This window comes from Nitratireductor basaltis (genome assembly GCF_000733725.1).
Taxonomy (GTDB): Bacteria; Pseudomonadota; Alphaproteobacteria; order Rhizobiales; family Rhizobiaceae; genus Chelativorans; species Chelativorans basaltis.
On sequence record NZ_JMQM01000001.1, the window covers coordinates 1,094,342 to 1,119,552 of the forward strand.

Below are 25,211 nucleotides of genomic sequence, written 5' to 3' on the forward strand. Positions count from 1 at the left end.
TGCCATGTAAAGGTTAGATGGGTTGGAGCAGGCGACGGCTAGAACAGGCCACCTGCCCCGGTGCTGATCGCTCGGTTGGCTTCGGGCGACAGGTTACGGGCACGTTCGTTCACCCGTTCGATCTCATCCTGACCTATGACCCAGTAGCTATCGGCAGGGCCGGTACCAGGCTTGAACGCCTCCATGATGGAGCCCGGGGCTCCTTCATTGGCGCGCATGCCGGATTTGCGGTCGATTGCCACGAGCTTCATGCCTTCGGGCACACGGAAGTCCACCGGTTCCTTGCCTTCGAGTGCCTTGGCCATGAAATCCTTGAAGACTGGGGCAGCGAGACCGCCACCGGTCGAGCCCCGGCCCATCGGTTTTGGCTGATCGAAGCCCATGAAGACGCCCACGACGAGGTCGGGTGTGTAACCTATAAACCAGGCATCCTTCTCGTCATTGGTGGTGCCCGTCTTGCCGGCGATCGGATGGCCGAGTTCGGCGACCGTTGTCGCCGTGCCGCGCTGGACGACCCCCTCCATCATGGAAGTGATCTGGTAGGCGGTCATGGGATCGAGAACCTGTTCGCGATTGTCGACCAGTTCCGGTTCCGGCTGACCACGCCACTCTTCCGCGACGCAGCCGACACATTCGCGCTGCTCATGCTTGTAGACCGTCTTGCCATAGCGGTCCTGAATGCGATCCACCAGTGATGGTTCGATGTGCTTGCCGCCATTGGCCATGATGGCATAGGCGGAAACCATTCGCATGACGGTCGTTTCGCCTGAGCCCAGAGACATGGCCAGCACCGGCAGCATCTTGTCATAGATGCCGAAGCGCTCCGCATATTCCGCGACAAGCGGCATTCCCATATCGTTGGCGAGGCGCACGGTCATCAGATTCCGCGAACGCTCGATGCCCGCACGCAGCGTGGACGGTCCTGCGAAATTGCCGCTGTAGTTTTTCGGCTCCCATATCTCGTCACCTGAGCGGATAGAGAACGGAGCGTCCATAACCACCGAGGCCGGTGTATAACCATTGTCCAAAGCCGCAGCGTATACGATCGGCTTGAACGAGGAACCTGGCTGACGGTAGGCCTGTGTGGCGCGGTTGAACTGGGAATCGGCATAGGAAAACCCACCGACCATGGCGAGTACACGGCCCGTATGGGGGTCCATGGCAACCAATGCGCCCTCGATCTGCGGCGGCTGGCGCAGGCTCCAATTGCTGGAGCCCTCTTCCTTGCGCTCGACGTAAACGACATCACCAACTTCGAGCACCTCGGCCGGAGAAGATGCTTTCTGGAGCTTGTCGCCCTCGTAGTAGCGCAACGCCCATTTCATGTCCTCAGCCGCGATGGTGCCAGTCTCGCGATCCTCGGCTATACGACCTGAAACGAGCTGTTCGGGCTGAATGCCGATATCAACGGCCTCACTCGACGCGCTCAGCACCACGGCAAGCTTCCATTCCGGCACGTCGGACAGCGCTTTCACCTCGCTCAGCGGAGCACCCCAGTCACCGTCAAACTCGATGTGTTCCACCGGACCACGATAACCACGGAGCGTATCGTAGCGGATCAGACCGCGATGAAGGGCCTTGCGCGCGTGGCGCTGCAGTTCGGGTTCCAGGGTCGTGCGAATGGAAAGGCCGCCTTCATAGAGCGCATCTTCGCCATAGCGCGAGATTATCTCGCGGCGCACCTCTTCGGTGAAATACTCTGCTGCGAAGAGGTAGCTGCCGCTGCGGCGCGGCGACACCTTCAGTGGCTTTTCCTTTGCCGACTGTGCTTCCTCATTCGTGATATAGCCGTTTTCTGCCATCTGATCGATGACCCAGTCACGGCGTTCGGTCGCACGCTCCGGATAGCGGAACGGGTGGTAGTTGGAAGGACCCTTGGGCAGAGCGGCCAGGTAGGCTGCCTCCTCAATGGTCAGCTCGTTCACCGACTTGTCGAAATAGGTCAATGCCGCCCCGGCGATGCCGTAGGATCCGAGGCCGAAGAAAATCTCGTTCAGATAAAGTTCGAGAATACGATCTTTCGAATAAGCCTGCTCGATACGGAAAGCGAGAATCATCTCGCGGATCTTGCGGTCGATCGTCTGGTCTGAGGTCAGGAGAAAATTCTTGGCAACCTGCTGGGTAATCGTCGACGCCCCAACCGGACGGCGTCCGCTTCCGAGGTTCTGGACATTGGTAATCACCGCGCGCGCCAAGCCCGTAGCGTCAATACCGGGATGGTTGTAGAAATTCTTGTCTTCCGCAGACAGAAATGCAGCCTTGACGCGATCCGGAATGGCCTGAATGGGGAGGAACAGCCGTTTCTCACGGGCAAATTCCGCCATCAAGGCGCCGTCTGAGGAATGAATGCGCGTGGTTACCGGAGGCTCGTATCGTGCGAGTACCTCATAATCCGGCAAATCTTTCGAAAGGTCACTGACATAGATCGCGATGCCCGCTGCAACGAGCAGTGCCAGGCCGACGCCGACCCCGAAAAAGTAACCAAGAAGTCGTAGCATTTCCGCTCCAGATTCGCCCTGTCGGCCAAGTGCCGTGATTCAGGAGGACCTTTGCAACCTTAACATCTGCGGCTTTGCAAAGGAAAATAACATTACACGCTATGGGCTTTTGACCCGTGGATATGGGGAAAATGGGGCAACACCGGCAATATTCGCTGCATGCCCCCGCAATTACCGTCAGCCTCCAGTGCCGCCTTTAGCCTCAGCAAACAAGTCTATGGCCCGGATTACATTTTCCGCCGCCTTGGACCGCCAGTCTGCGTCGCGCAGAAGCTCCTCGTCCTCAGGGTTGGAGAGATATCCCAACTCCAGTAGCACCGATGGAACTTCAGGTGCACGCAATACGCGAAAGCCTGCCGAGCGGAGTGGGTTGTTCACCAGATCGACGGTTTTTGTCAACTCGTTCATCAAGGTGCGCGCAAAGCGCAGGGAAAAAGAGTGAGTCTCCCGCCTGATCAGGTCGACCAGAATGTCGGCAACCTCGTCATTCTTCTCCTCCATGCCCATACCGGCCAATTCATCCGAAAGGTTCTCGCGAGCTGCTGTCGCTGCCGCTTCGGCGTCGGATGCCTTGTCGGAAAGCGTGTAAATGGTGGCGCCGCGGAAATTGCGCATGCGAATCGCATCGGCATGCACGGAGATCAGAAGATCAGCTTCATGCTCTCGAGCGATGCGGACGCGCTCGTCGAGGCGCAGGAACGTGTCCCTGTCGCGCGTCATCACAACATCATAACGACCGGTTTTCTCGAGTTTGCTGCGCAGTTCGAGAGCAAATGCGAGGGTGATGATCTTTTCCTGGGTACCGTTCACGCCCCTTGTCCCGCCGTCAACACCGCCATGGCCGGGGTCGATGACCAAAGTCATCTTGGCCGGGCCTTCAGCCTCACTGACCGATGGTTTGGCCGTATCCGCCTGCTGGTCCGGCGCCACGCGGCTGCGCATTGCGGTCTCGAAGGCTTCGGGTGAAGCGGAAACGAAGTCCACGATCAGACGATAGGTCGTTTCATCGTCATTTTGCTTGATTGCAAAGTCGTCCAAAATGAACGGGCCCGTCATCGTGAGAAGCAGTCTCGAGCTCTCCTCGTCAAGAGCTCCAAAGCGCAATGTGCGTGCCATTCCGGCCGTATGCTTTTCCGTCGGGTCGATCAGGAAGTCGGTCTGGGGAAGATCGAGGACAAAACGGTGCGGGCTGCGCAGATAAAACCAGTCGGCTTGCGGCTTGCGATCGAAATGAACGACAAGCCTTGTGCGGTTCGCGTCGCCCGCGATCTTCAATTCATCGACGAGGAGTGGCCCCTGCCCTTCCTGTGCCAGAGATGGAACAGCCACAATCAGCAAGAGAATCAGTTTGATGGATGCCAAAATGCGGGTTGTGAGCACTTTTCGTTCCCGGGTTCGCCACGGTGCAAGGCGCAATTGAGCTAAATCACGAGCTGATGCCAATGCAATCTCGCTGATCTACTGAGGCTGCGTTTGTGCGCGTTTCAAGGCGGAATCGCTTCTGCCACATATGCGACGGGATATCGAGCAGCCAGTATTGCCTATCAAATCAGGGTTGCCATGTCCTGTAGCAAATCATAAAAGCGGCATTGAACTGGCGTAATGCCCGCACTGGCGTTTGATCGACCGACCGCGGGAATGCGGGGCGATAACAGCCGTGGCATATCGGGCCGATGCGGTGGTTCAAAGAGATTTCTTCGAGGTGTTTGCGGCACGGCCGAGACCCTTAGTTTGAGGAAAACGGCGCGAAAATTGCGCGCCGGCTCGTTAACGAGCAATAGTCGGGTCTGAATAGTCAGACCTTGGTTGAAACGGTACTGCCGGGCGATGCTAATGGCTTTGAGCGCAGTCAGTATAAAATTCTTCACGATCCGCGGCCTTGCCGCGTCGAGCGGATTTTTCACTGCGTCTCCACGACCGCCGGCAGGCTTCAGATTATCCGACACGATATCCCGAAACGGGGCTTGCAGAATCAGACCTGCACCCGTCCGATTCCCGGATCGCGTCGGGGAGACAAGAATAAATGCCAAACAAGATGTTGATAGACGCGTCTCATCCCGAGGAGACGCGCGTTGTTGTCACTCGCGGTAGCCGCATTGAAGAGTTTGACTTCGAATCACAGGACAAAAAGCAGTTAAGAGGAAATATCTATCTCGCTCGCGTCACGCGGGTTGAACCATCACTCCAGGCTGCTTTCGTGGAATATGGCGGCAATCGCCATGGCTTTCTCGCGTTCAGTGAGATCCATCCTGACTACTACCAGATCCCTGTTGCCGACCGGCAGGCCTTGCTTGAAGCAGAGGCTCAGGAGGCTGGCGATGCGGACGATGACGGCGACGAGCCGGAAGTTTCTGCCGCCAAGTCCGGCCGGAAGCGTCGGCGCAACTCAAAGCGATCCAAGGTAGCCGATACCGACAAAGACGCAGTCCAGGCGTCCGAGGACAAGGAAGAAGCCAAGGCGCTTGCGGAAAACGGCGAGAGTGTTTCCGAGGATGTCTCGTCGTCCGACGGCGAGGACACGAACGGTTCTGCCAATGGCGATGACGGCGAAGTCGACACTGTCGGCGCTGAAGACGCAATCGACGAGGCTCAGAACCGCCGTCGTCCGGTGCGCCGCAATTACAAGATCCAGGAAGTCATCAAGCGTCGGCAGATCCTGCTCGTCCAGGTCGTCAAGGAAGAGCGCGGCAACAAGGGTGCAGCACTCACCACATATATGTCGCTTGCCGGTCGCTACTCGGTCCTCATGCCGAATACCGCACGTGGCGGCGGCATCTCGCGCAAGATCACCAATGCACAGGATCGCAAGCGCCTGAAAGAGGTAGTGAAGAATCTCGAAGTGCCGCAGGGCATGGGTGTCATCCTTCGCACTGCAGGCGCCAACCGCACCAAGGCTGAGATCAAGCGCGACTATGATTATCTCATGCGCATGTGGGAAAAGGTCCGCACATTGACGCTCGAATCCGCAGCCCCTGCCCTCGTCTATGAGGAAGGCAGTCTGATCAAACGCTCGGTTCGCGATCTCTACAACAAGGATATCGACGAGATTCTCGTTGCCGGCGAGGAAGGCTATCGCGAGGCAAAAGACTTCATGCGCATGCTGATGCCGAGCCATGCGAAGGTCGTTCAGCCCTATCGTGACACGGTTCCGATCTTCGCGCGTAACGGGATCGAAGGTCAGCTCGACAAGATGGTGCAGCCGCAGGTTACGTTGAAGTCCGGCGGATATATCATCATTAATCAGACCGAAGCGCTGGTCGCCATCGACGTCAATTCCGGTCGCTCCACGAAGGAGCATTCGATCGAAGACACGGCACTCCAGACTAATCTGGAAGCTGCCGAAGAAGTCGCGCGCCAGCTTCGCCTGCGCGATCTTGCCGGTCTTATCGTGATCGATTTCATCGACATGGAAGAAAACCGCAACAATCGTGCGGTCGAAAAGAAGCTGAAGGAATGTCTGAAAAACGACCGGGCGCGCATCCAGGTCGGTCGTATTTCACATTTCGGCTTGCTTGAAATGTCGCGTCAGCGCATCCGCGCCAGCGTTCTTGAAAGCACGATGCAGCCCTGCCCCACTTGCGGTGGTACCGGTCATGTGCGTTCGGAATCTTCCGTTGCGCTTCTGGTTGTTCGCGCGATCGAAGAATATCTGCTCAAGGATGCCCGCAACAATATCAGTGTCCACACACCAGCCTCAACCGCGCTCTACCTGCTCAATCACAAGCGACAGAACCTTGTTGAACTCGAAGAACGCTTCGGTGTGACGATCACGATTGAAGCTGACGAGAAGATCGGCGGACAGCACTACCAGATCGTGAAGGGCGAGGCCTCCGCACGTGAAGGCACGGTGACCGCGGATGCCATCGAAGCCCAGCTGCGCGAAGTCGAGCCGGAGCCTGAAGAGGTAGCCGAAGCCTCGGTCGAGAGCGACAATGCGCAAGTCGATGGCGGCGAGAATGGCAATGGCAGCGGGCGCAAGCGTCGGCGCAAGCGCCGGCGGCGTGGCGGGCGGGACCGCAACAACAGTCCCGACCAGCAGAATCAGCAGGATCAGGCTTCTGCGTCTTCCGACAACGATGGCGCGAATGCCGAAACCGAGGATGCTTCTGCCGAAGGCGAAAACGAAAAGTCCGCCAGTGATGATGGCGGTGCACCTGAGCGCAAGAAGCGCCATCGCGGCCGGCGGGGCGGTCGCCGCAATCGCAAGGACGACCAGTCTGCTGACGAAAATGGCGTGGAAGCGGAATCTGAATCCTCGCAGATTGACGGTGAAGCGGCCGCTGCCTCGGCAGAAGGAGAGGCTGTTTCCGAAACCGGGGTGGAAGATGCGGCTCCTGCAACGGATACTGGTTCCGAGCAGTCGACCGAGAGTTCCGCAGGTGCCGAGGAAAAGCCGGAAGAGCCGGTGAAGAAGCCACGTCGCCGTTCGCGCACACGCAAGACGGCAGTGGCCGAAACATCGCCCGAGGCTCAGCCCGATCCGGCAGATGATGGCGCGGTTGGTGCTGCGTCCGATGCGGTCGTTGCAGATCCTAAGCCTGAAGCTGAAGTCGTGACGAAGGCCGTGGAAACACCGTCAGAAACGGTTGCTGAGCCTGGTGAAGCTGAACCAGAAGAACGCTCGGACGAAACCGTGAGTGCTGACAACGGGGACAGCTCACCCTCCAGGGACAAGGAGGATCAGAAAACGCCAGAACCCGTTGTTTCGTCCTCCACCGATTCCGCCCCTCGCAAAACCGGTTGGTGGCAAAGAAAAAGCTTCTTCTGAGACATCAAGGGCCCGCCTCGTGCGGGCCTTTCTCGTATCGGCAGCGCAGGGAGGAGGATGTCGCCATCAAATGAACTTGATTGGCAGGGAGTTCTCTTCCAAACATTTTGTAGCTCCACTAACTTCAACGGCATGAACATGTTTTCGCGAAGCAGGCGTTCCTTTGTCTCCCGGTTGGGCGTTGCCATAACTGTTGGCGCATCCCTCGTCCTGACGAGCCTGCCCGCAACGGCGCAACGCAGCGTGCCTGTCGTTCGCGACGCGGAGATCGAGAGGTATGTGGAGGACGTTGCCAGTCCCATTCTCAAGGCCGCGGGGCTCCAGTCAGGTGTTGACCTCATCCTGGTCAACGACCACCGGTTCAATGCCTTTGTCGCCGGGCGCAGGATCTTTCTTCACACCGGCGCACTGCTGACTGCCGAAACGCCGAACGAGATCGCTGGCGTATTGGCGCATGAGGCGGGACATATCGCAGGTGGCCACCAGGAGCGGCTGCGTCAACAGATGGCACGTGCGCAGACAATGGCTGTGGTCGCAATGCTTGCGGGCATCGGTGCAGGAGTTGCTGGTGCTGCTGCGGATCTTCCAGGTCTGCCCCAGGCTGGAATGGGGATAGCGGCCGGAGGTACCGAAGCGGCGCGGCGCAGTGTCCTTGGTTACCAGCGGGGCGAGGAACTGACGGCTGATCGTACCGCGATAGAATATCTGAACCGCACCAAGCAGTCAGCGGCTGGCATGCTCAAAACCTTCGACCGCATGGCGCGGGACCTGTCGCTGTCCGGCGTGAATGTGGATCCCTATCAGTCAAGCCATCCCATGCCGAGAGACAGGCTTGCAACGCTCGAAACGCTGGCTCGCCAAAGTCCCTATTATGCCGTTCAGGATCCTGCAGCTCTCAGAACGCGTCATGATCTCGTTCGCGCGAAGATCGCGGCCTATACCGGTGGCGCCAACGCTGTCCGCCGCGTTTTTCGCGGACAGTCAAACAATCTGGGTGCCGTCTATGGCGAGACCATCGCGACATATCTCAATGGCAGTTCCCGCGACGCGCTGGCACGCGTGGAGCGGCTGATCGCGGCGCAGCCAAGCAACCCGTATTTCCACGAATTGAAGGGAGAGATACTGCTGAAGGCCAACAATCCGGCAGCCGCTGCAAATGCTTATGCCAAGGCAATACAGCTTGCTCCCGGCAATCCCGGGCTTCTGCAGATCGGCTATGGACGCGCATTGCTTGCTACCGGGCAGCCAGAGCATGTTCGCAAGGCCGCCGAGATTTTGAAGGCAGCTCTCACTCGCGAGCCGGAATATGCTGCAGGCTACCGTTTCCTGGCTCAGGCCTATGGGCAGCTGGGCGATGTCGGCGCAGCGGAACTGGCCACAGCCGAGGGCCACTATCACAGCGGACAGGTCAGGGAAGCCAAGATCTTCGCCGCACGTGCTCAGCAGCGTCTGCAGCGCGGGACACCCAACTGGTTGCGTGCACAAGACATTATCAATGCGCGCAATTGAATTTTCATTTTTGAAGACTGATTTTCAGTTCAAAAGGATCGAATTACACATGACCAGACATCTCATCACATTCGGCACTTGCGCCCTGCTCGCATTGTCGACTGCAAATACATTCGCGCAGGACAAGAAGCCCGAGACGCGCGAAGATGTCGAAACCATTGTTCGGGAGTATCTTCTGGAGAACCCCGAGATCCTTCTTGAGATGCAGACGGTTCTGGAACAGCGTCAGCAGGAGCAACAGGCCGCTGCGCAGTCCCAGATCATTGAGGAAGCGTCCAGCAGGCTGTTCGAGAGTTCCTATGACGGTGTGATCGGCAATCCCGACGCGAGTGTCACCGTCGTGGAGTTCTTCGATTACAATTGCGGCTACTGCAAGCGCGCGCTGGCAGACATGGAAGCGATTGTTGCCGAGAATGACGACGTGAAGTTCGTGCTCAAGGAATTTCCGATACTCGGGCCTGATTCCCAAAGGGCGCATGTGGTCTCGATGGCTTTTCAGAAGCTGAAGCCCGAGGCGTATGAAGAGTTTCACTCACGTCTGCTTGGCCTTGATGCACGCGCGGATGAAGCCGCGGCCATGACGATCGCAAAGGATCTCGGTGGCGATGAAGACGAGATACGCGAAGCCATGAAGGATCCGAAGATCATGGCCTCCTTCAGCGATACATTCGAACTGGCAAACGCATTGCAGATAACCGGAACGCCCTCCTATGTCGTCGGCACCGAAGTCGTGTTTGGTGCTTTGGGCAAGGACGTGTTGGCCGAAAAGATCGAGCAGGCGGCGCAATAACGCCTCGGATTCGCGGATTTTCCCAGTTGTGGACAGGGAAAGTTGCCTCTTGCGCTCTTTTCGCGAGAGTTTAAGCCCACTATACAGACCTCAAAGTCGTCCAGGCGGCTTATCCATTGGAAACTGGTGATGGCGCAAACAATCTTTGTCCTCAATGGTCCTAACCTGAACCTGCTCGGCAAGCGGGAACCGGGGATCTATGGAGGGCAGACGCTTGCAGATGTGGAGGCGGAATGCGCCAGGGAAGCCGAAGCACTCGGTTTCGAGTTGAGCTTTCGCCAGAGCAACCACGAAGGTGTTCTGGTCGATTGGCTTCATGAAGCGCGCGAGGCAGCTGCCGGGGTGGTCCTCAATCCCGGCGCATATGCGCATACTTCCATTGCGCTTCGCGACGCGATCAGCGCGATTGCACCGGTTCCGGTGATCGAGATCCACATCACCAACATTCACGCCCGCGAGTCTTTCCGGCACCATTCGACCATAGCCCCGGTCGCCGCCGGTATGATATGCGGATTGGGCCCGATAGGTTATCGTCTGGCTATACAGGCATTGGCAGCCAGGCCGTAGGGCATCAGAGGCAGGACGAAAGAGCTACGAAGATGAAAAAGAACGGTGTCGACCAGCAACTGATCCGCGATCTTGCCGGTATCCTCAATGATACTCAGCTGACCGAGATAGAAGTTGAAGAAGGCGATCTGCGCATCCGCGTTTCGCGCCAGGCCTCCATGCATGCGGCGCAGATGGTTGCGGCAGCGCCACAGCCTGCCGCGCCAGCTCCTGCACCAGCAAGTGCGCCAGCACCAGCCGCAGAAAAATCGGCGGCTGCCAACAGCTCCAAGAATGCCGTTCCGTCGCCGATGGTTGGCACGGCATATCGTGCGTCTTCACCGGGTGCAGCTCCCTATGTGGAAGTCGGGCAGACGGTGAAGGAGGGGCAGACGCTGCTTATCATCGAAGCCATGAAGACCATGAATCAGGTCCCCTCCCCGCGTTCAGGCACCGTGACTGCGATTCTCTTCGAAGACGCGCAGCCGGTCGAATACGGCGAGCCGCTGGTCGTGATCGAATAGGCGCTGGGGTCCATGTTCCATAAAATCCTGATAGCCAACCGAGGCGAAATCGCCCTTCGCGTTTTGCGCGCTGCCAAGGAACTCGGCATCCAGACGGTTGCCGTCCATTCCACCGCTGACGCCGATGCGATGCATGTGCGCCTTGCAGATGAATCCGTGTGCATCGGACCGCCTGCAAGCCGTGATTCCTACCTCAACATTCATCAGATTCTCGCTGCGTGCGAAATCACCGGGGCTGATGCGGTCCATCCCGGCTACGGCTTTCTTTCGGAGAATGCCAAGTTTTCCGAGATTCTCGACGCACATAACCTGACTTTCATAGGTCCACGCGCCGAGCATATTCGGGTCATGGGCGACAAGATCGAAGCCAAGCGCACCGCGAAGCGCCTCGGAATTCCGGTGGTGCCAGGTTCCGAAGGTGCCGTGACGGATGATGTCGAGGCAAAGCGCATTGCCGCTGAGATCGGATACCCGGTACTCGTCAAGGCGTCAGCTGGTGGCGGTGGCCGCGGCATGAAGGTCGCCAAGACGGAAGCCGATCTTTCCGACGCGCTTGCCAATGCCCGCAATGAAGCTGGCGCCGCATTTGGTGATGACGCGGTCTATATCGAGAAATATCTCGCAAAGCCGCGCCATATCGAAGTCCAGATCATGGGCGACGGCAAGGGCAACGCGATCCATCTGGGCGAACGCGACTGTTCGCTTCAGCGCCGCCACCAGAAGGTTTGGGAAGAAGCCAATTCGCCAGCGCTCAATGTCGAGCAGCGGATGAAGATCGGTGAAATCTGCTCGCGTGCAGTCGCAGATCTGGGTTATTCCGGTGCCGGCACCATCGAATTTCTTTACGAGGACGGGGAGTTCTATTTCATCGAAATGAACACACGTCTTCAGGTGGAGCATCCTGTAACGGAAGCGATCACCGGCATTGATCTTGTGCATGAGCAGATACGTGTCGCATCCGGCGGCGGTCTGTCGGTCACGCAGGATGAAGTGCGTTTCCAGGGGCACGCCATCGAATGTCGCATCAATGCCGAGGATGCACGGACCTTCGTTCCCTCACCCGGTGTGATCACCCATTTCCACACGCCCGGCGGTCTTGGCGTACGCGTGGATTCCGGTGTCTATTCCGGCTACAAGATCCCGCCATATTACGACAGCTTGATCGGCAAGCTGATCGTTCATGGCCGCAACCGCGTCGAATGCATGATGCGTCTGCGCCGGGCTCTTGACGAGTTCGTGGTCGATGGGATCAACTCTACCCTACCACTATTCCGTGACCTTGTTGGTAATGTCGATGTGGCCAATGGCGACTATGACATTCACTGGCTGGAGAATTATCTGGCCAACAAAGATTAGAGCCGGGCGCTGATGTCCCGGCCCTATGCACCCGGACAGCATATTCCGGTTGATCTGCTTCTGCGTGCCTATGCTTCGGGAGTATTCCCGATGGCTGAGCACGCGGATGATCCGGAAGTCTTCTGGGTGCGGCCTGAATCCCGCGGAGTTATTCCGCTCGACGGATTTCATGTGCCCCGCAGTCTGCGCAAGCTGCAGAAGCGTGCGCCATTCACGATCCGTATCGACTCTGATTTCGAAGGCGTGATCGACGGCTGTGCCGAACCCGCCGAAGGCCGCCTCGACACATGGATCAACGAGCCGATCCGTCAGGCTTATCGTGATCTGTTCGAGCTTGGCCATTGTCACACCGTCGAGGCGTGGCTTGAAGGCGAACTGGTCGGGGGGCTTTACGGGGTGACACTCGGACGCGCATTTTTCGGGGAAAGCATGTTTTCGCGCGTGTCGAACGCATCGAAGCTCTGCCTCGTACATCTCGTCGAGCGCCTACGCGAGCGCGAGTTCATGCTGCTCGACACCCAATTCACGACGGATCACCTGAAGGGTTTCGGTGCGGTCGATATACCGCGCAAGCGATATGAGCGCATGCTTGCAGAAGCGCTGGAAGGAAGCGCGACTTTCAATCCCTGAGGCTTGATCAGCCCGCGTCGGGTGGCGGTACGTCCGATCCCGACTTGCAGCTCTTCAGCCACACATCATAGACCGCATGCTCAACCGCGTTGAGACCAGGACTTTCGGCAAACATCCAACCTGTGAAAATGCGCCGGATCTTTCGGTCCAGCGTGATCTCATCCACCTCAACGAAGGCGTCGGTCTTGGGTTCTTCCGTCTCGGGCGAACTGTAGCAGACGCGCGGCGTGACCTGCAGTGCACCAAACTGGACGGTTTCATCCATATACACGTCGAAGGTAATGATGCGTCCGGTGATCTTGTCGATTCCGGCAAACTCGGCAACCCGGTTTTGCAGCCGTTCAGCGTGGGCGGCCGTAGCTGCCATCATGGCGATGAGAACAAGACCGGTTTTCAAGGGAGATGCCATTGGTGCAGGAAGCCCGCTTCGAATCATGTTTACCGATATCACACCGGATTGTGCGAGAGTACAATCACCGCGTGTTTGAAGCGCGTTTAGCCAACAAATGTGGCGGCATACGGTCGACGATCAGGATCCCGGGGTCCAGGCGTCATAGTCACCGGTAACGCGCGGGCGGTCTTCCGGTGTCAGAACGGAACCGCGCGGACGATACGCCAATGGCGTGCCCGTGAGATTCGGCAGATGCGGCTTCTGCCATTCGCGGGCAAGATAATTCTCGTCAACGGGCGCGGTATCCACCTTGTGGTGAAGCCAGCCGTGCCAGCCGGGAGGAACCTGCGAGGCTTCGGCGATATCCTTGTAGATAACCCAGCGACGCGTCCGTCCTTCAGAAGTCTTGCCGCCCTGATAATAGATGTTGCCGAATTCGTCTTCGCCGACCTTCGTGCCCTTGCGCCATGTGTGAAAACGCGTGCCAAGCGTCTGGCCGTTCCACCAGGTGAAAAACTGCAACAGAAACTTGTTCATCACGAACCTCGCTTGGATAATGCCGGCTGGTTGCACGCGTTATGGCCGCGGCTGCGTTTGAAAGCAAGAGCTGTGCGACCAGCGTTCCTCAAGAATCGGGCCTCAAGCTGCGTGACAGAATGAGCGCGGGCAACTCGTCGCCATTGCCGCCACAGTCGCTTGTTCTGCCGCATTCGGAAAAGCCGTTGCGTTGATAAAATGTAAGGGCCTGCACATTGTTCTCGTCGACTTCCAGCGAGATCGTCTCCGCTTCCGGAAAGCAATCCATGACTTCGGCGAGAAGTGCTCGGCCGATACCCCTTTTCTGGTGCCGCGGCGACACGTAGAGCTGATGCAGCCTGACATCCTTCTTTTCCATCCGGGCGAAGGCCATGCCAAGTATGTTCGACCCATCGTCAGCCAACACAAATTCCGAATGAGGCAGTGTGAGACGCTTTCGAAGCGTCTCCTGCGAATGCCACCGCGCAGTCAGCTCCGTGACTTTCTCGACCCCGTACAGCCGGTCATAGGTCGCATGCCATGTTTCGGCCAGCAATTGCTGGACGGCCGGCAGGTCTGATGGAGCGGCTGTACGAAGATAGAAAGTCACTCCACACCCAGCTTCTGACGCACAAGGGCATTTACAGCCTGCGGATTGGCCTTGCCGCCGGTGGCCTTCATGACCTGCCCGACAAACCAGCCCGCAAGTGTAGGCTTGGCTTTCGCCTGCTCAACCTTTTCAGGGTTTTCTGCGATGACCGCATCGACCGCTGCCTCGATTGCGCCGGTATCGGTCACCTGCTTCATGCCGCGTTCCTCGACGACAATCTTCGGATCTCCGCCCTCGTTCCAGATGATCTCGAACAGGTCTTTCGCGATCTTGCCGGAGATAGTGCCATCCTGGATCAGGTCGACGATCGCGCCAAGCTGTTCGGGATTGACGGGCGTCTGCTCAATATCGAGGCCCGCCTTGTTGAGAGCTCCCAACAGGTCATTGATGACCCAGTTGGCTGCCATCTTGCCGTCACGCCCGTTGGCAACTTGCTCGAAGAAATCTGCAGTTGCCTTTTCGGAGACGAGAACGGAAGCATCATATTCCGACAGGCCAAGCTTTTCGATGAAGCGGGCTTTCTTCTCGTCCGGCAGTTCCGGAAGATCCTTTGCCAATTCGTCGACGAAGGCCTGGTCAAATTCGAGCGGAAGAAGATCGGGATCGGGGAAGTAGCGATAATCATGCGCTTCTTCCTTCGAACGCATGGAGCGGGTCTCGCCCTTTGCAGGATCGAAGAGGCGCGTTTCCTGATCGATCTCCCCGCCATCTTCCAGAATCGCGATCTGACGCCGGGCTTCCGACTCGATTGCCTGGCCGACAAAACGGATCGAATTTACGTTCTTGATTTCGCAGCGTGTTCCGAAGCCCTCGCCCGGCCGGCGTACGGACACATTGACGTCCGCCCGCATCGAGCCCTCGTCCATATTGCCGTCACAGGTACCCAGATATCGCAGGATGGTGCGCAGCTTGGTCAGAAAGGCCTTGGCCTCATCTGCCGAACGCATGTCCGGCTTGGAGACAATCTCCATCAGGGCCACACCTGAACGGTTCAGATCGACAAACGACATGGTCGGATGCTGGTCATGCATGGACTTGCCCGCATCCTGCTCCAGATGCAGCCGCTCGATACCCACATGGATCTCCTCGAACGAGCCGTCGCGTGCAGGGCCGACATTCACGATAACGATGCCCTCGCCCACGATCGGGTGCTTGAACTGGGAGATCTGGTAACCCTGCGGGAGATCCGGGTAGAAATAGTTCTTTCGATCGAACACCGAGCGGTTGTTGATCCTGGCTTTCAGGCCGAGGCCCGTACGCACAGCCTGGCGTACGCATTCCTCATTGATTACCGGCAGCATGCCCGGCATCGCCGCATCAACGAGAGACACTTTGGAATTGGGTTCGGCACCGAAATCGGTGGCTGCGCCGGAAAAAAGCTTGGAGCGCGATGTCACCTGCGCATGGATTTCCATACCGATGATGATCTCCCAGTCGCCGGTGGCGCCGGAAATGAAACGCTTCGGATCGGGTACACGCGTGTCGATGATGGTCATGGAGCCGTGGTCAAATGAAGGATTGGGATCAGTCGTGTGGCTAGCCCAATCAGACCGCTGTGGCAAGCGTACCTTGGCCGGTACGCCTGCCGGAGGGCTCTTCAAGCCGATATCGGGTCAGGCCGTGGCGATATAGCTGCGAATATCTTCGGCTTCTCGCTCAACATCCTCGATACGGCGCTTCACGACATCGCCGATGGAAACAAGGCCGGCAAGCTTCCCGTCCTTTTCTACCGGTAGGTGGCGGAAGCGCCCTGCAGTCATGACCTGCATGACTTCATTGACCGAGTTGTCCTCACGGCAAACCTGGACCTTCGCGGTCATGACGCTTGAAACGGGTTGTCTTAGAGTTTCCGCGCCGCTTCTTCCAAGCGCCCTCACAATATCGCGTTCCGAAACTATGCCGTTGATCCTTTGACCGTCCCTGGAAACGACCAGCGCACCGACACCATGTTCGGACAGCAGGGATGCTGCCTCGGCAAGGGTGCTGTCGGGGGAAATTGTCAAAACATCCCGTCCCTTGGAATCGAGAATGGCCTTCACCGTCATTGCCGTCTCCTCATCGGTCTTGTGATGACCAGGGACCGGTGTGATGCTGGTCATCCATCCTGTGCGGCCAGCAACCCTCCCCGATTGCCGGTCAGACAGAAGCGACGCTGTCTGAAAGTGGATGTTGAACCGTGTTGGAGGGCTTTGCAAGCGCAGGCTGTGTGCACTCAACGGAAGTTGCGAGCAAACAGACGGATCAGGAGAAAGCCGGCGAGAAAGCCGCCAATGTGAGCTTCCCAGGCGATGGTCTGAGCGCCTGACGAGGCTGAGGCGATGCCGACAACGAGGTTGACCATCGACCAAACCAGGAGAAAGGTGACCACGGTGCGCGACTTCAATACCTGCGGGATGGTCAGAACAGGCCCGTTGAAACGTGACCTCGCCTGGCTGCGATCGATGCGAAAGCCGAAGCGTGCCGCAGCGCCCATCATTCCTGATATGGCTCCGGATGCACCGACCACCGGAGTAGCGTCCTGGGAGTGCACGATGAAGTGCAGCAGCACGGCAAATCCTGCAGTGACAATCCAGAAGATGAGGAAGCGTACTGCCCCGATCCGGCCAGCCAGGGGAGAGCCGAAGGCCGCAAGCCAGATCATGTTGACCACGAGATGGCCCGTGCTGCCATGCAGAAAGGCGTAGGTGACGGGAGTCGTGAAGGCATGGAAGTCCAATGTGTAGGGACCGGTATAGCGCAAGGGTATGAATGACAGATCGCGCAGCAATATCCATTGCTGTTCGGCTGTCAGCACGAACTCCTGCAGCACGAAAATGCCGCAACAGATCGCCGCCAGGATGACGACGATGGTCGGGATGTTGAAAGCCGGCACCTTCGCATTTGGCTCTTGATCATCCTGGAGCTCGTGGGGGGAATTCGAAGACATCTTCAGCTCCGGTGGACAGTTCATCGCGATCAGCTTTGTACGCGAATGCGTCTACCAAGCCTGATACCACAAGAAAAGCCGCCCGGCATGCCGAGCGGCTTCAGGTTGAGCCCCCTGTACGAACTCCGTCCCCAACGGTTTCGCTTATTGATTGTCTACTTGGCAGTTTATGCCCTAATCGGCAATCTCAACCCTTTGTTAACCCTAACAAATCCTTCCCGTGCACAAGTCCGATCGAGACTGGCACGCCATCTGCTTCTCCTGTCTTGTAGACGGATCGGATGACCGATTCCGTCCAGGAATGAAACATCTGGAAGGCTTCGGAGCCGGGAGAGGTTGATATGAGACAGGGTGGATCGAACCAGCTGTTCCAATATTGGAACCGGCTGCGCGGAAATCGCGCGGCTCCGCTGCGTACTGAGATCGAACCTTCGGATATCCGCACGCTTCTGGCAGATACCTTCATCCTGGAGAAGGATGGACGCGGCGAGGCAACATTCCGTCTGGCAGGGACGCGAATCTGTTCGCACTACGGGCAGGAACTGAAAAGTCGTGCGTTCTGCCCGCTCTGGAGCGCGCAGGACCAGGCCCGCATGGCCCGTCTGGTGGATCATGTTTTCGAGCAGGATGCGGTGGTTGTCCTGGAATTCGACGGTCTTACCGAACAGGGACGATCGGTGACATTTGAAGCCATCATTCTCCCCTTGAGCGGTGGCCAGGAAGGACCGCGGGCCCTGGGTGCACTGTTTCCGCTCCAGAAGCCGTTCTGGCTGGGTGCCGATCCGGTTCTTGAGAATCAGCTGCACAGTTTCAGGCTGATCGACCCGGACCGCGAGCCCCTATTCCTCGGCAACCGTCCCGAAATTTCGGTCCCGCCGCTCTCGCCCCATTCCATGGCTGCAGACCTGCCGGAAACCAACAGGCCCTTGAAAAAGGTAAGACATTTGGTTGTCTTCGAAGGCGGCAAGGTCGACTGATCTCTTCACGAAGCTTACTTCGTATTAAGGAATGCGGCTGTATCGTCTTGACACGCACCGGTTGTTCAACAATGGACCAGCCGGAAGGGTGACAAGATGATCGCAACAGCCAGCTCCATCCAGAACCAGCAGGTCGAGCGCCGCCGCTTTCAGCGCGTGCGAATTTCTGTCTATGGCCGCTATATGCTGCAGGACCGGACGGAATATGCCTGCAAGGTAATCGACATGTCTCCGGGCAATGTCTCGCTTCAGGCGGAATATCCCGGTCGGGTCGGTGAGCGTATCATTGTCTATCTCGATCACATCGGACGTATCGAAGGACGGATGACACGCAGGATCGATGGCGGTTTCGCCATGGAGATCAACGCGTCGGAACGCAAACGCGACAAGCTTGCCGCTCAGCTTACCTGGTTGGCGAACAAGCATGAGCTTGACCTTCCGGAAGATCGTCGCCACGAGCGCATCACTCCGCGCAATCCGATAACGCACATCAAGTTGCCGGATGGGCGCCAGTATCAGTGTCGGATTGTCGATCTTTCGCTGTCGGGTGCAGCGGTCGAGAGCCAGGTCAAGCCTGCGCTCGGCACACAGGTCTTCCTCGGCTCCATGCGTGGCCGCGTCGTTCGCCATTTCGAGGACGGTGTCGCCATCGAATTTGCAGCCGTACAGGAACAGGCGACTCTTGATCAGGAATTTTCCGACTAGAAAAAACGCTTCGGATTCACGCTTTCCCAACGCCGCAGGCTTCCGCCTAGCGGCGTTTTTTCTTTCGGCGACGAGAAGAAGTGCCTGAAAGCCTGGTCGGCCAAACTCGGAGGGTTAACAACCGATGATCGACGCTGTTAAACTTTTATACTTGAGCTTTACTTGTGATGTTTAAAATTTGAAACGTTTTTTACTGTGACATTTTGCGTGAGATAAATTCGTCTCTGCCATTGTCTCCTCAAACGGGGAGACAAAAAAATGCATTCCAAAAAGACGGGCGCGCTGTTTTTCGCTGCATCCATCATCATCGGGGCGTTCACCGCACAGGCCAGTGCCACAGTCGATTTCATGCCTACCGGCAGCGTTACCAGCCAGCCGGTCGGTCATTACGAACTATGCCAGCGCGCACCTTCCGAATGCGCGCCAACACGGTCGGCAAACGGCCCCGTACATCTGTCGCGCGATCTTTGGGCGAAGATGATCGAAGTAAACAACAAGATTAATTCCACTATCATACCGCGCACTGACATGGAGCTGTGGGGTCAGGAAGAATTGTGGTCCTATCCTGAACTATATGGTGATTGCGAAGACTATGTGCTTGAGAAACGCCGTCTTCTGATGGAGGCAGGTGTTCCGGCAGGCAATCTCCTTATCACGGTGGTGCGTCAGCCGAACGGTGATGGCCATGCGGTGCTTACGGTCAACACGCATCTTGGCGACTTCATCCTCGACAATCTCGAACCGCGTATCCTTTCATGGTCGCAGACCCCTTACGAATATCTCAAGCGTCAGGCTCCCAACCATGCCGGCGCATGGGTAGCGGTGCATGACGGTCGTGCTGTGGCCGTCGGTGCTGTCGGTTCCAACCGCTAGAGATCACGGGTTACCCGGTCGAGTCCCACCTCCCCGTCCCCAACGACCGGGTGCACGGAGCCGACCCTTCCCCGGGGTCGGCTCCACACCGGGGATTCATCCTGCTTCACGCAGGCCCTTGAGGAAGCGTCTGCCATTCGCGACATAGTGCTTTGCAGACAGCCGCAGGCCGTCTATCGCCGCTTGGTCAAGGCTTCTTACGGTTTTGGCTGGAGAACCGACAATTAGTGAATTTGGCTCGAAGGTCTTGCCTTCGGTGATCAGTGCGCCCGCACCAACCAGACAGTTTTCAGGGATGTCAGCGCCATTCAGGATGATTGCGCCCATCCCTACCAGAACATTTGAGCCAAGCTTGCAGCCGTGGAGCAGGGCGCGGTGGCCGATCGTGCAGCCCTCCCCAATTTCCAGTGGAAACCCGGGATCGGTGTGCATGACAACATGTTCCTGAACGTTGGTTGCGGCACCGATCCTTATCGGTTCGTTATCGCCGCGGATCGTTGAGCCAAACCAGATGCTGACATCCCGCCCGATCTCGATGTTGCCGATCAGTTCCGCACTCTGTGCTATGAAGTTGGTCTCGCGTTCGATGAATTGGGGTGTCTTCCCATCGATTTCGTAGATCGGCATCGCTCATGCTCTCCAGTTGGCGAATTTACCATGGCTTTACCATAAGATGCGAGCTTCGAACCATGTCGAGCCTGTAGCCGAGAGCGTTTGAACCGAGACATGGCCTCCGCAAAAGATCCTGCCGCAGAAACCCAGGCATACGCAAACTTGCCCAAGCGCGTGCTGATGGGTGCCCTGCTCTTCCTGATTTCAGCCGTAGCTCTTGTGGTTGCCGCAAAATGGGCGGGCGGAAAGCTTGTGGATGGCGGGCACAGTCTGTCACAGGAAACGCGCAGCATCATTGTCTCGGGAACAATGGTTCAGGTGCCCGACAACATGATCCGTCGCAGTGAAGCACGGCGCGATGGCGTGCGGGACAAACTGGATCTCTACATGGTCTGGCCTGAACTTGTCGGATACACGCACGACAATCGCGCTGCATTCAATCACATGGACGACACCCACAGGCTTGTCATGTTCAGTCTGGAGCCGCGCATGATCTCACGCGACATGAGCAGTCGGTACGATCTCGTCTATCGCAAGCTCCTGTCGTCGCAGGCGGTGGAAGGCCCCGCAGAACTTCTGGTTTACGAATTCGAGGCCGGTTCAGGTTTTGAAGACGAACTGCTTTATGTCGGCCTCAAGGGCGGCAAGGATCCCTTCGTGGCACGATGCCTGAAGGTTTCGGTCGCTTCCGACACGTTTGCTCCGTGCGAGCGCGACGTGCATCTCAACGAACAACTCAGCCTGTTCTATCGTTTCCCCCGTGCACTGCTGGGTGAATGGCGGGCCCTCGACAAGGGCGTGGTGCAAAAGGCGCAGAGCCTTATCGGAAATCAGTAATAGCCTTCGAGATTTGGGAACACCATTCGAGACGGTTCGTTAGGCTCTCAACGAGCCCATTCATGGATCTGGAGGTGGTGCATGATCGAACGACACGACGAGATGGATCGAAATAGGCCCAAACCCAAATCAGGGCTGAACGGCAAGACCCCGGCCGAAGGTCCTCACGCCCGCTCGGATCTGCAGGACACCGAGAAGACACCAGGAACCGGTGCCTTGCCTGATCGCAAAAGCGAGGTGGATGTAGGCCCTGATTGATCCGCCAGTGGAGTGGTATTTCTGACAAGCGAGGCGAGTATGGGCGAAAGCAGCAAGCGCCGGGCCAACAATCCAGCGCAGATCTCCGGAGACATCGATGCGGGGCGTACGGGAGACAAGCGTCCCGGTTTTGATCCCGCTGCCGCACCCCTGTCTACCGATGGTGAGGCCGGCGGTGTTCGAATGAGCGAGGCTCAAATTCGCGAAGCGCGTATATCTGAGCTTTCAAACCAGCAGCATGATAAAGATGTGTCTTATGGTGACGCCATGCGTCCGCTCAATGCCAAACCGGCCGGGGGCCACTACGGTTTCGTAGCACTCGCCGCCATTGTTGCGGCTGCTGCCATGATCATTGCTGTAGTCGCGCTTCTGAGCATGTAGGCATAAAAAAGCGCGCCATGAAGGCGCGCCTTGATCAACGATATTGCGGTCTAGATCAGTCGAGATCGATATCGAGGATGGCCATGGAGAAGTTGTAGGACAACTCGCCTTCGTCCTCATCCTTGAAAATGATTCCGAGGAACTCGTCGCCGACATAGAGCTCGCAGGAATCATCCTTGCGAGGACGGGCCTTCACCTCCAGCGACGGATTGTTGAATGTACGCTTGAAATAGGCGTCGAGCTTGCGGATCTCTTCGGGCTTCAAAAAACTTCTCCGATGGAATTTGGGTTCGGCTATGGCCTGGTGAGCTTCTGACATGCAGGCCTCTGCAGTGTAAACCCTTCACGCCAGACTTGGTTCAAACAATTCCCACCTTCGCGAAACTGTCTCAGTCATCCGCCTTGAGGAGTTGGTCCATGGCGCGAGAAGGCTCGTCACATCCTGCCTCACCGACAATCCGGGCTGGTACGCCGGCCACCGTCTTTTTCGGCGGAACGGATTGCAATAGGACAGAACCCGAAGCCACCTTCGTGCAATGGCCGACTTCGATATTGCCAAGGATTTTCGCCCCAGCACCGATCAGCACACCGTGTCCGATCTTTGGGTGGCGGTCGCCGGATTCCTTGCCGGTGCCGCCTAGGGTAACCTCGTGAAGGAGGGAGACGTCATCGCCTACCACGGCCGTCTGGCCGATAACCAGACCAGTCGCATGATCGATGAAGACCCCCTTGCCGATTTGTGCTGCCGGGTGAATGTCGGTCTGGAAGGCGGCCGATGACCGGCTTTGCAGATAAAGCGCGAAATCGCGGCGACCATTGTTCCACAACCAGTGTGCCAGCCTGTGCGTCTGAAGAGCATGGAAGCCCTTGAAATAGAGCACCGGCATTATGAAACGGTCGCATGCAGGATCACGATCATAGTAAGCCTGAATGTCGACACGCAGCGAAGCAGACCATTCCGGCTGGTCATCCCGCATCGCGCGAAATGTCTGTCGTATCAAATCCGCACTTATATCCTGATGGTCAAGACGCTCGGAGACGCGGAAGATCACCGAATCTTCCAGCGATACGTGATTGAGCACCGTCTCATAGACGAAACCGGCCAGGAACGGGTCGTTTTCTACAGCAGCCCGCGCCTCACTCTGCACCGCAGCCCAGATCGGATCCAGACTCTTGGGCGCATTCTTGTTGGTCAGTCGGGGCGCAGACATGGGCCACTCCGTTTGCTGTTCGCAAGGCCACTTCCTAGCCCAGATGAGTGGCTAGACGAAACCGGATTCTACTACATCAAAGATGAAAGAAAATTGATCTCTCATCCTGGCTGCCCGCCTGCATCAACGAAAAGCATCAGGCCGCCTGGTCTCCAGTCAGGAAATCCAGAACCGCACGCGAGAAGACATCATTGCGATCGCCTGCAACCATATGACCTGCGCCGCCAACGTCAATATAGCTCGCAGACGGAACCATTTCGACAAATTCGCGCGCATATTCCTCATGCACGAGTTCAGACTGCATCCCTCGGACAAGAAGCACGGGGAGCCGAAGTCGCGGAAGCGCTTCTATCATCTCGCCGACAAGCTTTTCGGCGCCGCAGTTGATGTTGTTCCGGCCACGAATAAAGGCGGGATCCCAATGCCAACGGTACCGTCCGTCATCACACAGACGCAGGTTCTTGCGCAGGCCTTCCAGTGAACGCGGTTTGCGACGATGGGGCAGATACTGCGCAATCGACTCTGCAGCCTCTTCCAGCGAGGCGAAGCCTTCGTCCATTCGCGCGCCCATGAAACCCTGAATCCTGGCCACACCTTCGGGATCCATTCGCGGCGTGATGTCAACCAGAACAAGGGATTCAAGAAGGTCGCGGTCGCGAATGAGCGCACCGAGCGAGGCGAGACCGCCAAGCGATGCGCCTACGGCCGAAGGTCGCTGATGGAACTTCGACATGATCTGCGCAACAATCGCGGCCACATCTTCGGCATAATGGCCGAAGCTGTAGTTCTCACTCTCGACCCAGTCGCTCTCGCCATGACCGCGCTGATCGATCGTGATCGCTCGCATCCCGCATTTGGCCAGACGTTCGGCAGTGGCATCCCAGGCATAGCGCGTCTGTCCGCCACCATGAAAGAAAAGGACCGGTTGACCCTGTCCGCCCCATAGGGACGCCTTCAGGTGGTTTCCTTCAGCTCCGACCAGATCGATCTCCTGCCGCAGGAAACTCAACGCACGGACTCCAGAAACTCAAGCGCACGCTTCTTGAAGGTCCGATCTCCGACAGAAAGCATGTGATCCCTCCCCTGAATGTCGAAAGATTGCCCGTGTGGCATCATTTCCGCAAGTGGGGCGGGATTGCCTGCTATGTCATCCCTGGTGCCGACGGCAACAAGTGCAGGCATATCGATACGCGCCATATCCTCCGGCGTGAGCAATGCGCGGCTTGTCTGGATGCATGCGGCAAGTGCCAGGCGGTCGCTTTTTGTCTGATCGGCAAAAGTGCGGAACATGCGCGGTCGCTCACCGGTCACCGTGGCGGGATCGGGCGCACGCAATGCGTCCGCGATCTCATCCCACTCGCCAACGCCCTCGACCATTCCCAGGCCCAGGCCTCCGAGAATGATGCTCTTCACCCTGTCTGGATAATCCCGCGCCAGAAAGGCAGTGATACGCGCGCCCATGGAGTAGCCCATCACATGAGCCGCAGAGATGCCGAGATGATCCAGAAGCGCAACGGCATCGGCCGCCATCGCGGGAGGCGCGTAGTCTTCGGGATCGTGGCTCTTGCCGGAGCTGCCATGGCCCAGATTGTCCAACGCGATAGCCCTGTATCCGGCATCGCGAAGGGTTTTCACCCAACCAGGGGCGACCCAATTGACGAAATGGTTCGATGCGAAACCGTGAATCAGGAGGATGGGTTCACCCTCGCCCTTATCGATGAAGGCGATGTCGCGCCCATCGCGCTGGAATGACTTCATGAAGATACTGCCTGCTACTGTTGTGCGGAGACAATGGCCGGGTGTTCAACCCGGTCGCCGACGGTGATCCCGTTGTTTTCAGCCACGCCTGCGTTCAGTTCAAGAACAAAACGTGCGGGCACATTTGGAGCGATACTCGCGGTGGAAAAGGGTTCGCCCTGTTCGATTGCAGTGATGCGCCCCGCCGAGGATATGAAGAGAAGATCCAGCGGCAAAGGCGTGTTCTGCATCCAGAAAGAGCGACGTCCTTCTTCGGGGAATATGAACAGCATGCCGCGATCTTCGGACATCTTCTTTCGGTGCATAAGGCCGCGCTGCCGCTCCAGCGGGTCATCGGCGATCTCGATGCGCACCAGCAGCTCTTTACCTTCTGAAACGATCTTCAAGGGGGTATCGTCTACCGGCAGGAGCATGGGCTCCTGCGCCGCAGCCGGGCTGAGGATGCCGAAGATCAGGAAAAGGAAAGCAAAAAGGCGCGTCACGATTGTACTACCCCACCGATTGTTGGAGCGGCGACAGTAGTTCCTGTATCGCC

28 protein-coding genes are annotated in these 25,211 nt (G+C 57.6%); 13 read left to right on the top strand and 15 right to left on the bottom strand.

Annotated features, from left to right (window positions below):
* Nucleotides 1–38 precede the first annotated feature (38 nt).
* The 3 genes from EL18_RS05195 to EL18_RS17740 form a co-directional block, all read right to left on the bottom strand.
* Nucleotides 39–2,498, bottom strand: coding sequence for a penicillin-binding protein 1A (locus EL18_RS05195; RefSeq protein ID WP_036480523.1), 2,460 nt, complete (start codon nt 2,496–2,498; stop codon nt 39–41).
* A 177-nt stretch (nt 2,499–2,675) separates the two neighbouring features.
* Nucleotides 2,676–3,941, bottom strand: coding sequence for an N-acetylmuramoyl-L-alanine amidase (locus EL18_RS05200; RefSeq protein ID WP_244444514.1), 1,266 nt, complete (start codon nt 3,939–3,941; stop codon nt 2,676–2,678).
* Nucleotides 3,942–4,042: 101 nt separating this feature from the next.
* A complete protein-coding gene (locus EL18_RS17740) occupies nt 4,043–4,402 on the bottom strand; it encodes a hypothetical protein (protein WP_152552955.1) in 360 nt (119 codons plus the stop codon).
* A 119-nt stretch (nt 4,403–4,521) separates the two neighbouring features.
* Here EL18_RS17740 and EL18_RS05205 point away from each other — a divergent pair, with 119 nt between their 5' ends.
* From EL18_RS05205 to aat, 7 genes are all read left to right on the top strand, one after another.
* A complete protein-coding gene (locus EL18_RS05205) occupies nt 4,522–7,266 on the top strand; it encodes an Rne/Rng family ribonuclease (RefSeq protein WP_036480527.1) in 2,745 nt (914 codons plus the stop codon).
* A gap of 138 nt (nt 7,267–7,404) precedes the next feature.
* A complete protein-coding gene (locus EL18_RS05210) occupies nt 7,405–8,775 on the top strand; it encodes a M48 family metalloprotease (protein WP_081871200.1) in 1,371 nt (456 codons plus the stop codon).
* Between the two features lie 49 nt (nt 8,776–8,824).
* A complete protein-coding gene (locus EL18_RS05215) occupies nt 8,825–9,565 on the top strand; it encodes a DsbA family protein (RefSeq protein ID WP_081871201.1) in 741 nt (246 codons plus the stop codon).
* A gap of 129 nt (nt 9,566–9,694) precedes the next feature.
* Complete coding sequence (gene aroQ, locus EL18_RS05220) at nt 9,695–10,132, top strand: type II 3-dehydroquinate dehydratase (RefSeq protein ID WP_036480531.1); 438 nt, start codon at nt 9,695–9,697, stop codon at nt 10,130–10,132.
* 32 nt (nt 10,133–10,164) lie between these two features.
* Nucleotides 10,165–10,635 (top strand): acetyl-CoA carboxylase biotin carboxyl carrier protein, encoded by a 471-nt coding sequence (accB, locus tag EL18_RS05225; protein WP_036480533.1) that lies wholly within the window; start codon nt 10,165–10,167, stop codon nt 10,633–10,635.
* Between the two features lie 12 nt (nt 10,636–10,647).
* Complete coding sequence (gene accC / locus EL18_RS05230; RefSeq protein WP_036480536.1) at nt 10,648–11,991, top strand: acetyl-CoA carboxylase biotin carboxylase subunit; 1,344 nt, start codon at nt 10,648–10,650, stop codon at nt 11,989–11,991.
* A 12-nt stretch (nt 11,992–12,003) separates the two neighbouring features.
* Complete coding sequence (gene aat / locus EL18_RS05235; RefSeq protein WP_036480538.1) at nt 12,004–12,621, top strand: leucyl/phenylalanyl-tRNA--protein transferase; 618 nt, start codon at nt 12,004–12,006, stop codon at nt 12,619–12,621.
* Nucleotides 12,622–12,628: 7 nt separating this feature from the next.
* On the opposite strand, the gene EL18_RS05240 is transcribed toward aat, so the two are convergent.
* From EL18_RS05240 to EL18_RS05265, 6 genes are all read right to left on the bottom strand, one after another.
* Entirely contained in the window at nt 12,629–13,129 is a 501-nt protein-coding gene (locus tag EL18_RS05240) for a DUF2155 domain-containing protein (RefSeq protein WP_425277148.1), read from the bottom strand.
* Nucleotides 13,130–13,150: 21 nt separating this feature from the next.
* Complete coding sequence (locus EL18_RS05245) at nt 13,151–13,549, bottom strand: NADH:ubiquinone oxidoreductase subunit NDUFA12 (protein ID WP_036480542.1); 399 nt, start codon at nt 13,547–13,549, stop codon at nt 13,151–13,153.
* Between the two features lie 88 nt (nt 13,550–13,637).
* Entirely contained in the window at nt 13,638–14,138 is a 501-nt protein-coding gene (locus EL18_RS05250; protein ID WP_036480544.1) for a GNAT family N-acetyltransferase, read from the bottom strand.
* Nucleotides 14,135–15,634: an Asp-tRNA(Asn)/Glu-tRNA(Gln) amidotransferase subunit GatB gene (gene gatB / locus EL18_RS05255; RefSeq protein ID WP_036480547.1), complete on the bottom strand. Its 1,500-nt coding sequence runs from the start codon at nt 15,632–15,634 to the stop codon at nt 14,135–14,137. Before gatB ends, EL18_RS05250 begins: the two co-directional genes overlap by 4 nt.
* Nucleotides 15,635–15,751: 117 nt before the next feature.
* Nucleotides 15,752–16,183 carry a CBS domain-containing protein gene (locus EL18_RS05260; protein WP_036484037.1) on the bottom strand — a complete coding sequence of 144 codons (432 nt, stop codon included), beginning with the start codon at nt 16,181–16,183 and terminating at the stop codon, nt 15,752–15,754.
* A 167-nt stretch (nt 16,184–16,350) separates the two neighbouring features.
* Nucleotides 16,351–17,064, bottom strand: a complete 714-nt coding sequence (locus EL18_RS05265; protein ID WP_036484040.1) for a rhomboid family intramembrane serine protease — start codon at nt 17,062–17,064, stop codon at nt 16,351–16,353.
* 341 nt (nt 17,065–17,405) lie between these two features.
* Here EL18_RS05265 and EL18_RS05270 point away from each other — a divergent pair, with 341 nt between their 5' ends.
* The 3 genes from EL18_RS05270 to EL18_RS05280 all read left to right on the top strand — a co-directional run bounded on the left by EL18_RS05270 (nt 17,406) and on the right by EL18_RS05280 (nt 19,619).
* Nucleotides 17,406–18,041 (top strand): PAS domain-containing protein, encoded by a 636-nt coding sequence (locus EL18_RS05270; RefSeq protein WP_036480549.1) that lies wholly within the window; start codon nt 17,406–17,408, stop codon nt 18,039–18,041.
* Between the two features lie 96 nt (nt 18,042–18,137).
* The gene (locus EL18_RS05275; RefSeq protein ID WP_036480551.1) at nt 18,138–18,746 is read left to right on the top strand and encodes a PilZ domain-containing protein; all 609 of its coding nucleotides are present in this window, start codon (nt 18,138–18,140) and stop codon (nt 18,744–18,746) included.
* 258 nt (nt 18,747–19,004) lie between these two features.
* Nucleotides 19,005–19,619, top strand: a complete 615-nt coding sequence (locus EL18_RS05280; RefSeq protein WP_036480553.1) for a transglutaminase-like cysteine peptidase — start codon at nt 19,005–19,007, stop codon at nt 19,617–19,619.
* A gap of 96 nt (nt 19,620–19,715) precedes the next feature.
* On the opposite strand, the gene EL18_RS05285 is transcribed toward EL18_RS05280, so the two are convergent.
* Nucleotides 19,716–20,246, bottom strand: coding sequence for a gamma carbonic anhydrase family protein (locus EL18_RS05285; RefSeq protein WP_036480555.1), 531 nt, complete (start codon nt 20,244–20,246; stop codon nt 19,716–19,718).
* Between the two features lie 99 nt (nt 20,247–20,345).
* On the opposite strand from EL18_RS05285, the gene EL18_RS05290 reads away from it, so the two are divergent.
* The 3 genes from EL18_RS05290 (at nt 20,346) to EL18_RS05295 (ending at nt 21,707) form a co-directional block, all read left to right on the top strand.
* A complete protein-coding gene (locus tag EL18_RS05290; RefSeq protein ID WP_051913780.1) occupies nt 20,346–21,068 on the top strand; it encodes a hypothetical protein in 723 nt (240 codons plus the stop codon).
* 81 nt (nt 21,069–21,149) lie between these two features.
* Nucleotides 21,150–21,326, top strand: coding sequence for a hypothetical protein (locus EL18_RS18055; RefSeq protein WP_200875500.1), 177 nt, complete (start codon nt 21,150–21,152; stop codon nt 21,324–21,326).
* Between the two features lie 39 nt (nt 21,327–21,365).
* The gene (locus EL18_RS05295; RefSeq protein ID WP_036480557.1) at nt 21,366–21,707 is read left to right on the top strand and encodes a hypothetical protein; all 342 of its coding nucleotides are present in this window, start codon (nt 21,366–21,368) and stop codon (nt 21,705–21,707) included.
* A 55-nt stretch (nt 21,708–21,762) separates the two neighbouring features.
* On the opposite strand, the gene EL18_RS05300 is transcribed toward EL18_RS05295, so the two are convergent.
* From EL18_RS05300 to EL18_RS05320, 5 genes are all read right to left on the bottom strand, one after another.
* The gene (locus EL18_RS05300) at nt 21,763–21,972 is read right to left on the bottom strand and encodes a DUF3126 family protein (RefSeq protein WP_036480559.1); all 210 of its coding nucleotides are present in this window, start codon (nt 21,970–21,972) and stop codon (nt 21,763–21,765) included.
* A gap of 124 nt (nt 21,973–22,096) precedes the next feature.
* Nucleotides 22,097–22,918, bottom strand: a complete 822-nt coding sequence (gene cysE / locus EL18_RS05305) for a serine O-acetyltransferase (RefSeq protein ID WP_036480561.1) — start codon at nt 22,916–22,918, stop codon at nt 22,097–22,099.
* A 136-nt stretch (nt 22,919–23,054) separates the two neighbouring features.
* The gene (locus tag EL18_RS05310) at nt 23,055–23,927 is read right to left on the bottom strand and encodes an alpha/beta fold hydrolase (RefSeq protein WP_244444515.1); all 873 of its coding nucleotides are present in this window, start codon (nt 23,925–23,927) and stop codon (nt 23,055–23,057) included.
* On the bottom strand, nt 23,924–24,676 hold the full coding sequence (locus EL18_RS05315; RefSeq protein ID WP_036480563.1) for an alpha/beta fold hydrolase: 753 nt from the start codon (nt 24,674–24,676) through the stop codon (nt 23,924–23,926). The genes EL18_RS05310 and EL18_RS05315 overlap by 4 nt, the downstream gene beginning before the upstream one ends.
* Before the next feature lie 14 nt (nt 24,677–24,690).
* Complete coding sequence (locus EL18_RS05320; RefSeq protein WP_036480566.1) at nt 24,691–25,158, bottom strand: DUF192 domain-containing protein; 468 nt, start codon at nt 25,156–25,158, stop codon at nt 24,691–24,693.
* Between the last annotated feature and the right edge of the window lie 53 nt (nt 25,159–25,211).

Coding starts and splice junctions, on each gene's coding strand:
- EL18_RS05195 (WP_036480523.1), bottom strand. CDS start 2,498: ATGCTACGACTTCTTGGTTACTTTTTCGGGGTCGGCGTCGGCCTGGCA.
- EL18_RS05205 (WP_036480527.1), top strand. CDS start 4,522: ATGCCAAACAAGATGTTGATAGACGCGTCTCATCCCGAGGAGACGCGC.
- EL18_RS05210 (WP_081871200.1), top strand. CDS start 7,405: ATGTTTTCGCGAAGCAGGCGTTCCTTTGTCTCCCGGTTGGGCGTTGCC.
- EL18_RS05215 (WP_081871201.1), top strand. CDS start 8,825: ATGACCAGACATCTCATCACATTCGGCACTTGCGCCCTGCTCGCATTG.
- aroQ (WP_036480531.1), top strand. CDS start 9,695: ATGGCGCAAACAATCTTTGTCCTCAATGGTCCTAACCTGAACCTGCTC.
- accB (WP_036480533.1), top strand. CDS start 10,165: ATGAAAAAGAACGGTGTCGACCAGCAACTGATCCGCGATCTTGCCGGT.
- accC (WP_036480536.1), top strand. CDS start 10,648: ATGTTCCATAAAATCCTGATAGCCAACCGAGGCGAAATCGCCCTTCGC.
- aat (WP_036480538.1), top strand. CDS start 12,004: ATGTCCCGGCCCTATGCACCCGGACAGCATATTCCGGTTGATCTGCTT.
- EL18_RS05245 (WP_036480542.1), bottom strand. CDS start 13,549: ATGAACAAGTTTCTGTTGCAGTTTTTCACCTGGTGGAACGGCCAGACG.
- gatB (WP_036480547.1), bottom strand. CDS start 15,634: ATGACCATCATCGACACGCGTGTACCCGATCCGAAGCGTTTCATTTCC.
- EL18_RS05260 (WP_036484037.1), bottom strand. CDS start 16,183: ATGACGGTGAAGGCCATTCTCGATTCCAAGGGACGGGATGTTTTGACA.
- EL18_RS05265 (WP_036484040.1), bottom strand. CDS start 17,064: ATGTCTTCGAATTCCCCCCACGAGCTCCAGGATGATCAAGAGCCAAAT.
- EL18_RS05270 (WP_036480549.1), top strand. CDS start 17,406: ATGAGACAGGGTGGATCGAACCAGCTGTTCCAATATTGGAACCGGCTG.
- EL18_RS05275 (WP_036480551.1), top strand. CDS start 18,138: ATGATCGCAACAGCCAGCTCCATCCAGAACCAGCAGGTCGAGCGCCGC.
- EL18_RS05280 (WP_036480553.1), top strand. CDS start 19,005: ATGCATTCCAAAAAGACGGGCGCGCTGTTTTTCGCTGCATCCATCATC.
- EL18_RS05285 (WP_036480555.1), bottom strand. CDS start 20,246: ATGCCGATCTACGAAATCGATGGGAAGACACCCCAATTCATCGAACGC.
- EL18_RS05290 (WP_051913780.1), top strand. CDS start 20,346: ATGGCCTCCGCAAAAGATCCTGCCGCAGAAACCCAGGCATACGCAAAC.
- EL18_RS18055 (WP_200875500.1), top strand. CDS start 21,150: ATGATCGAACGACACGACGAGATGGATCGAAATAGGCCCAAACCCAAA.
- EL18_RS05295 (WP_036480557.1), top strand. CDS start 21,366: ATGGGCGAAAGCAGCAAGCGCCGGGCCAACAATCCAGCGCAGATCTCC.
- cysE (WP_036480561.1), bottom strand. CDS start 22,918: ATGTCTGCGCCCCGACTGACCAACAAGAATGCGCCCAAGAGTCTGGAT.
- EL18_RS05315 (WP_036480563.1), bottom strand. CDS start 24,676: ATGAAGTCATTCCAGCGCGATGGGCGCGACATCGCCTTCATCGATAAG.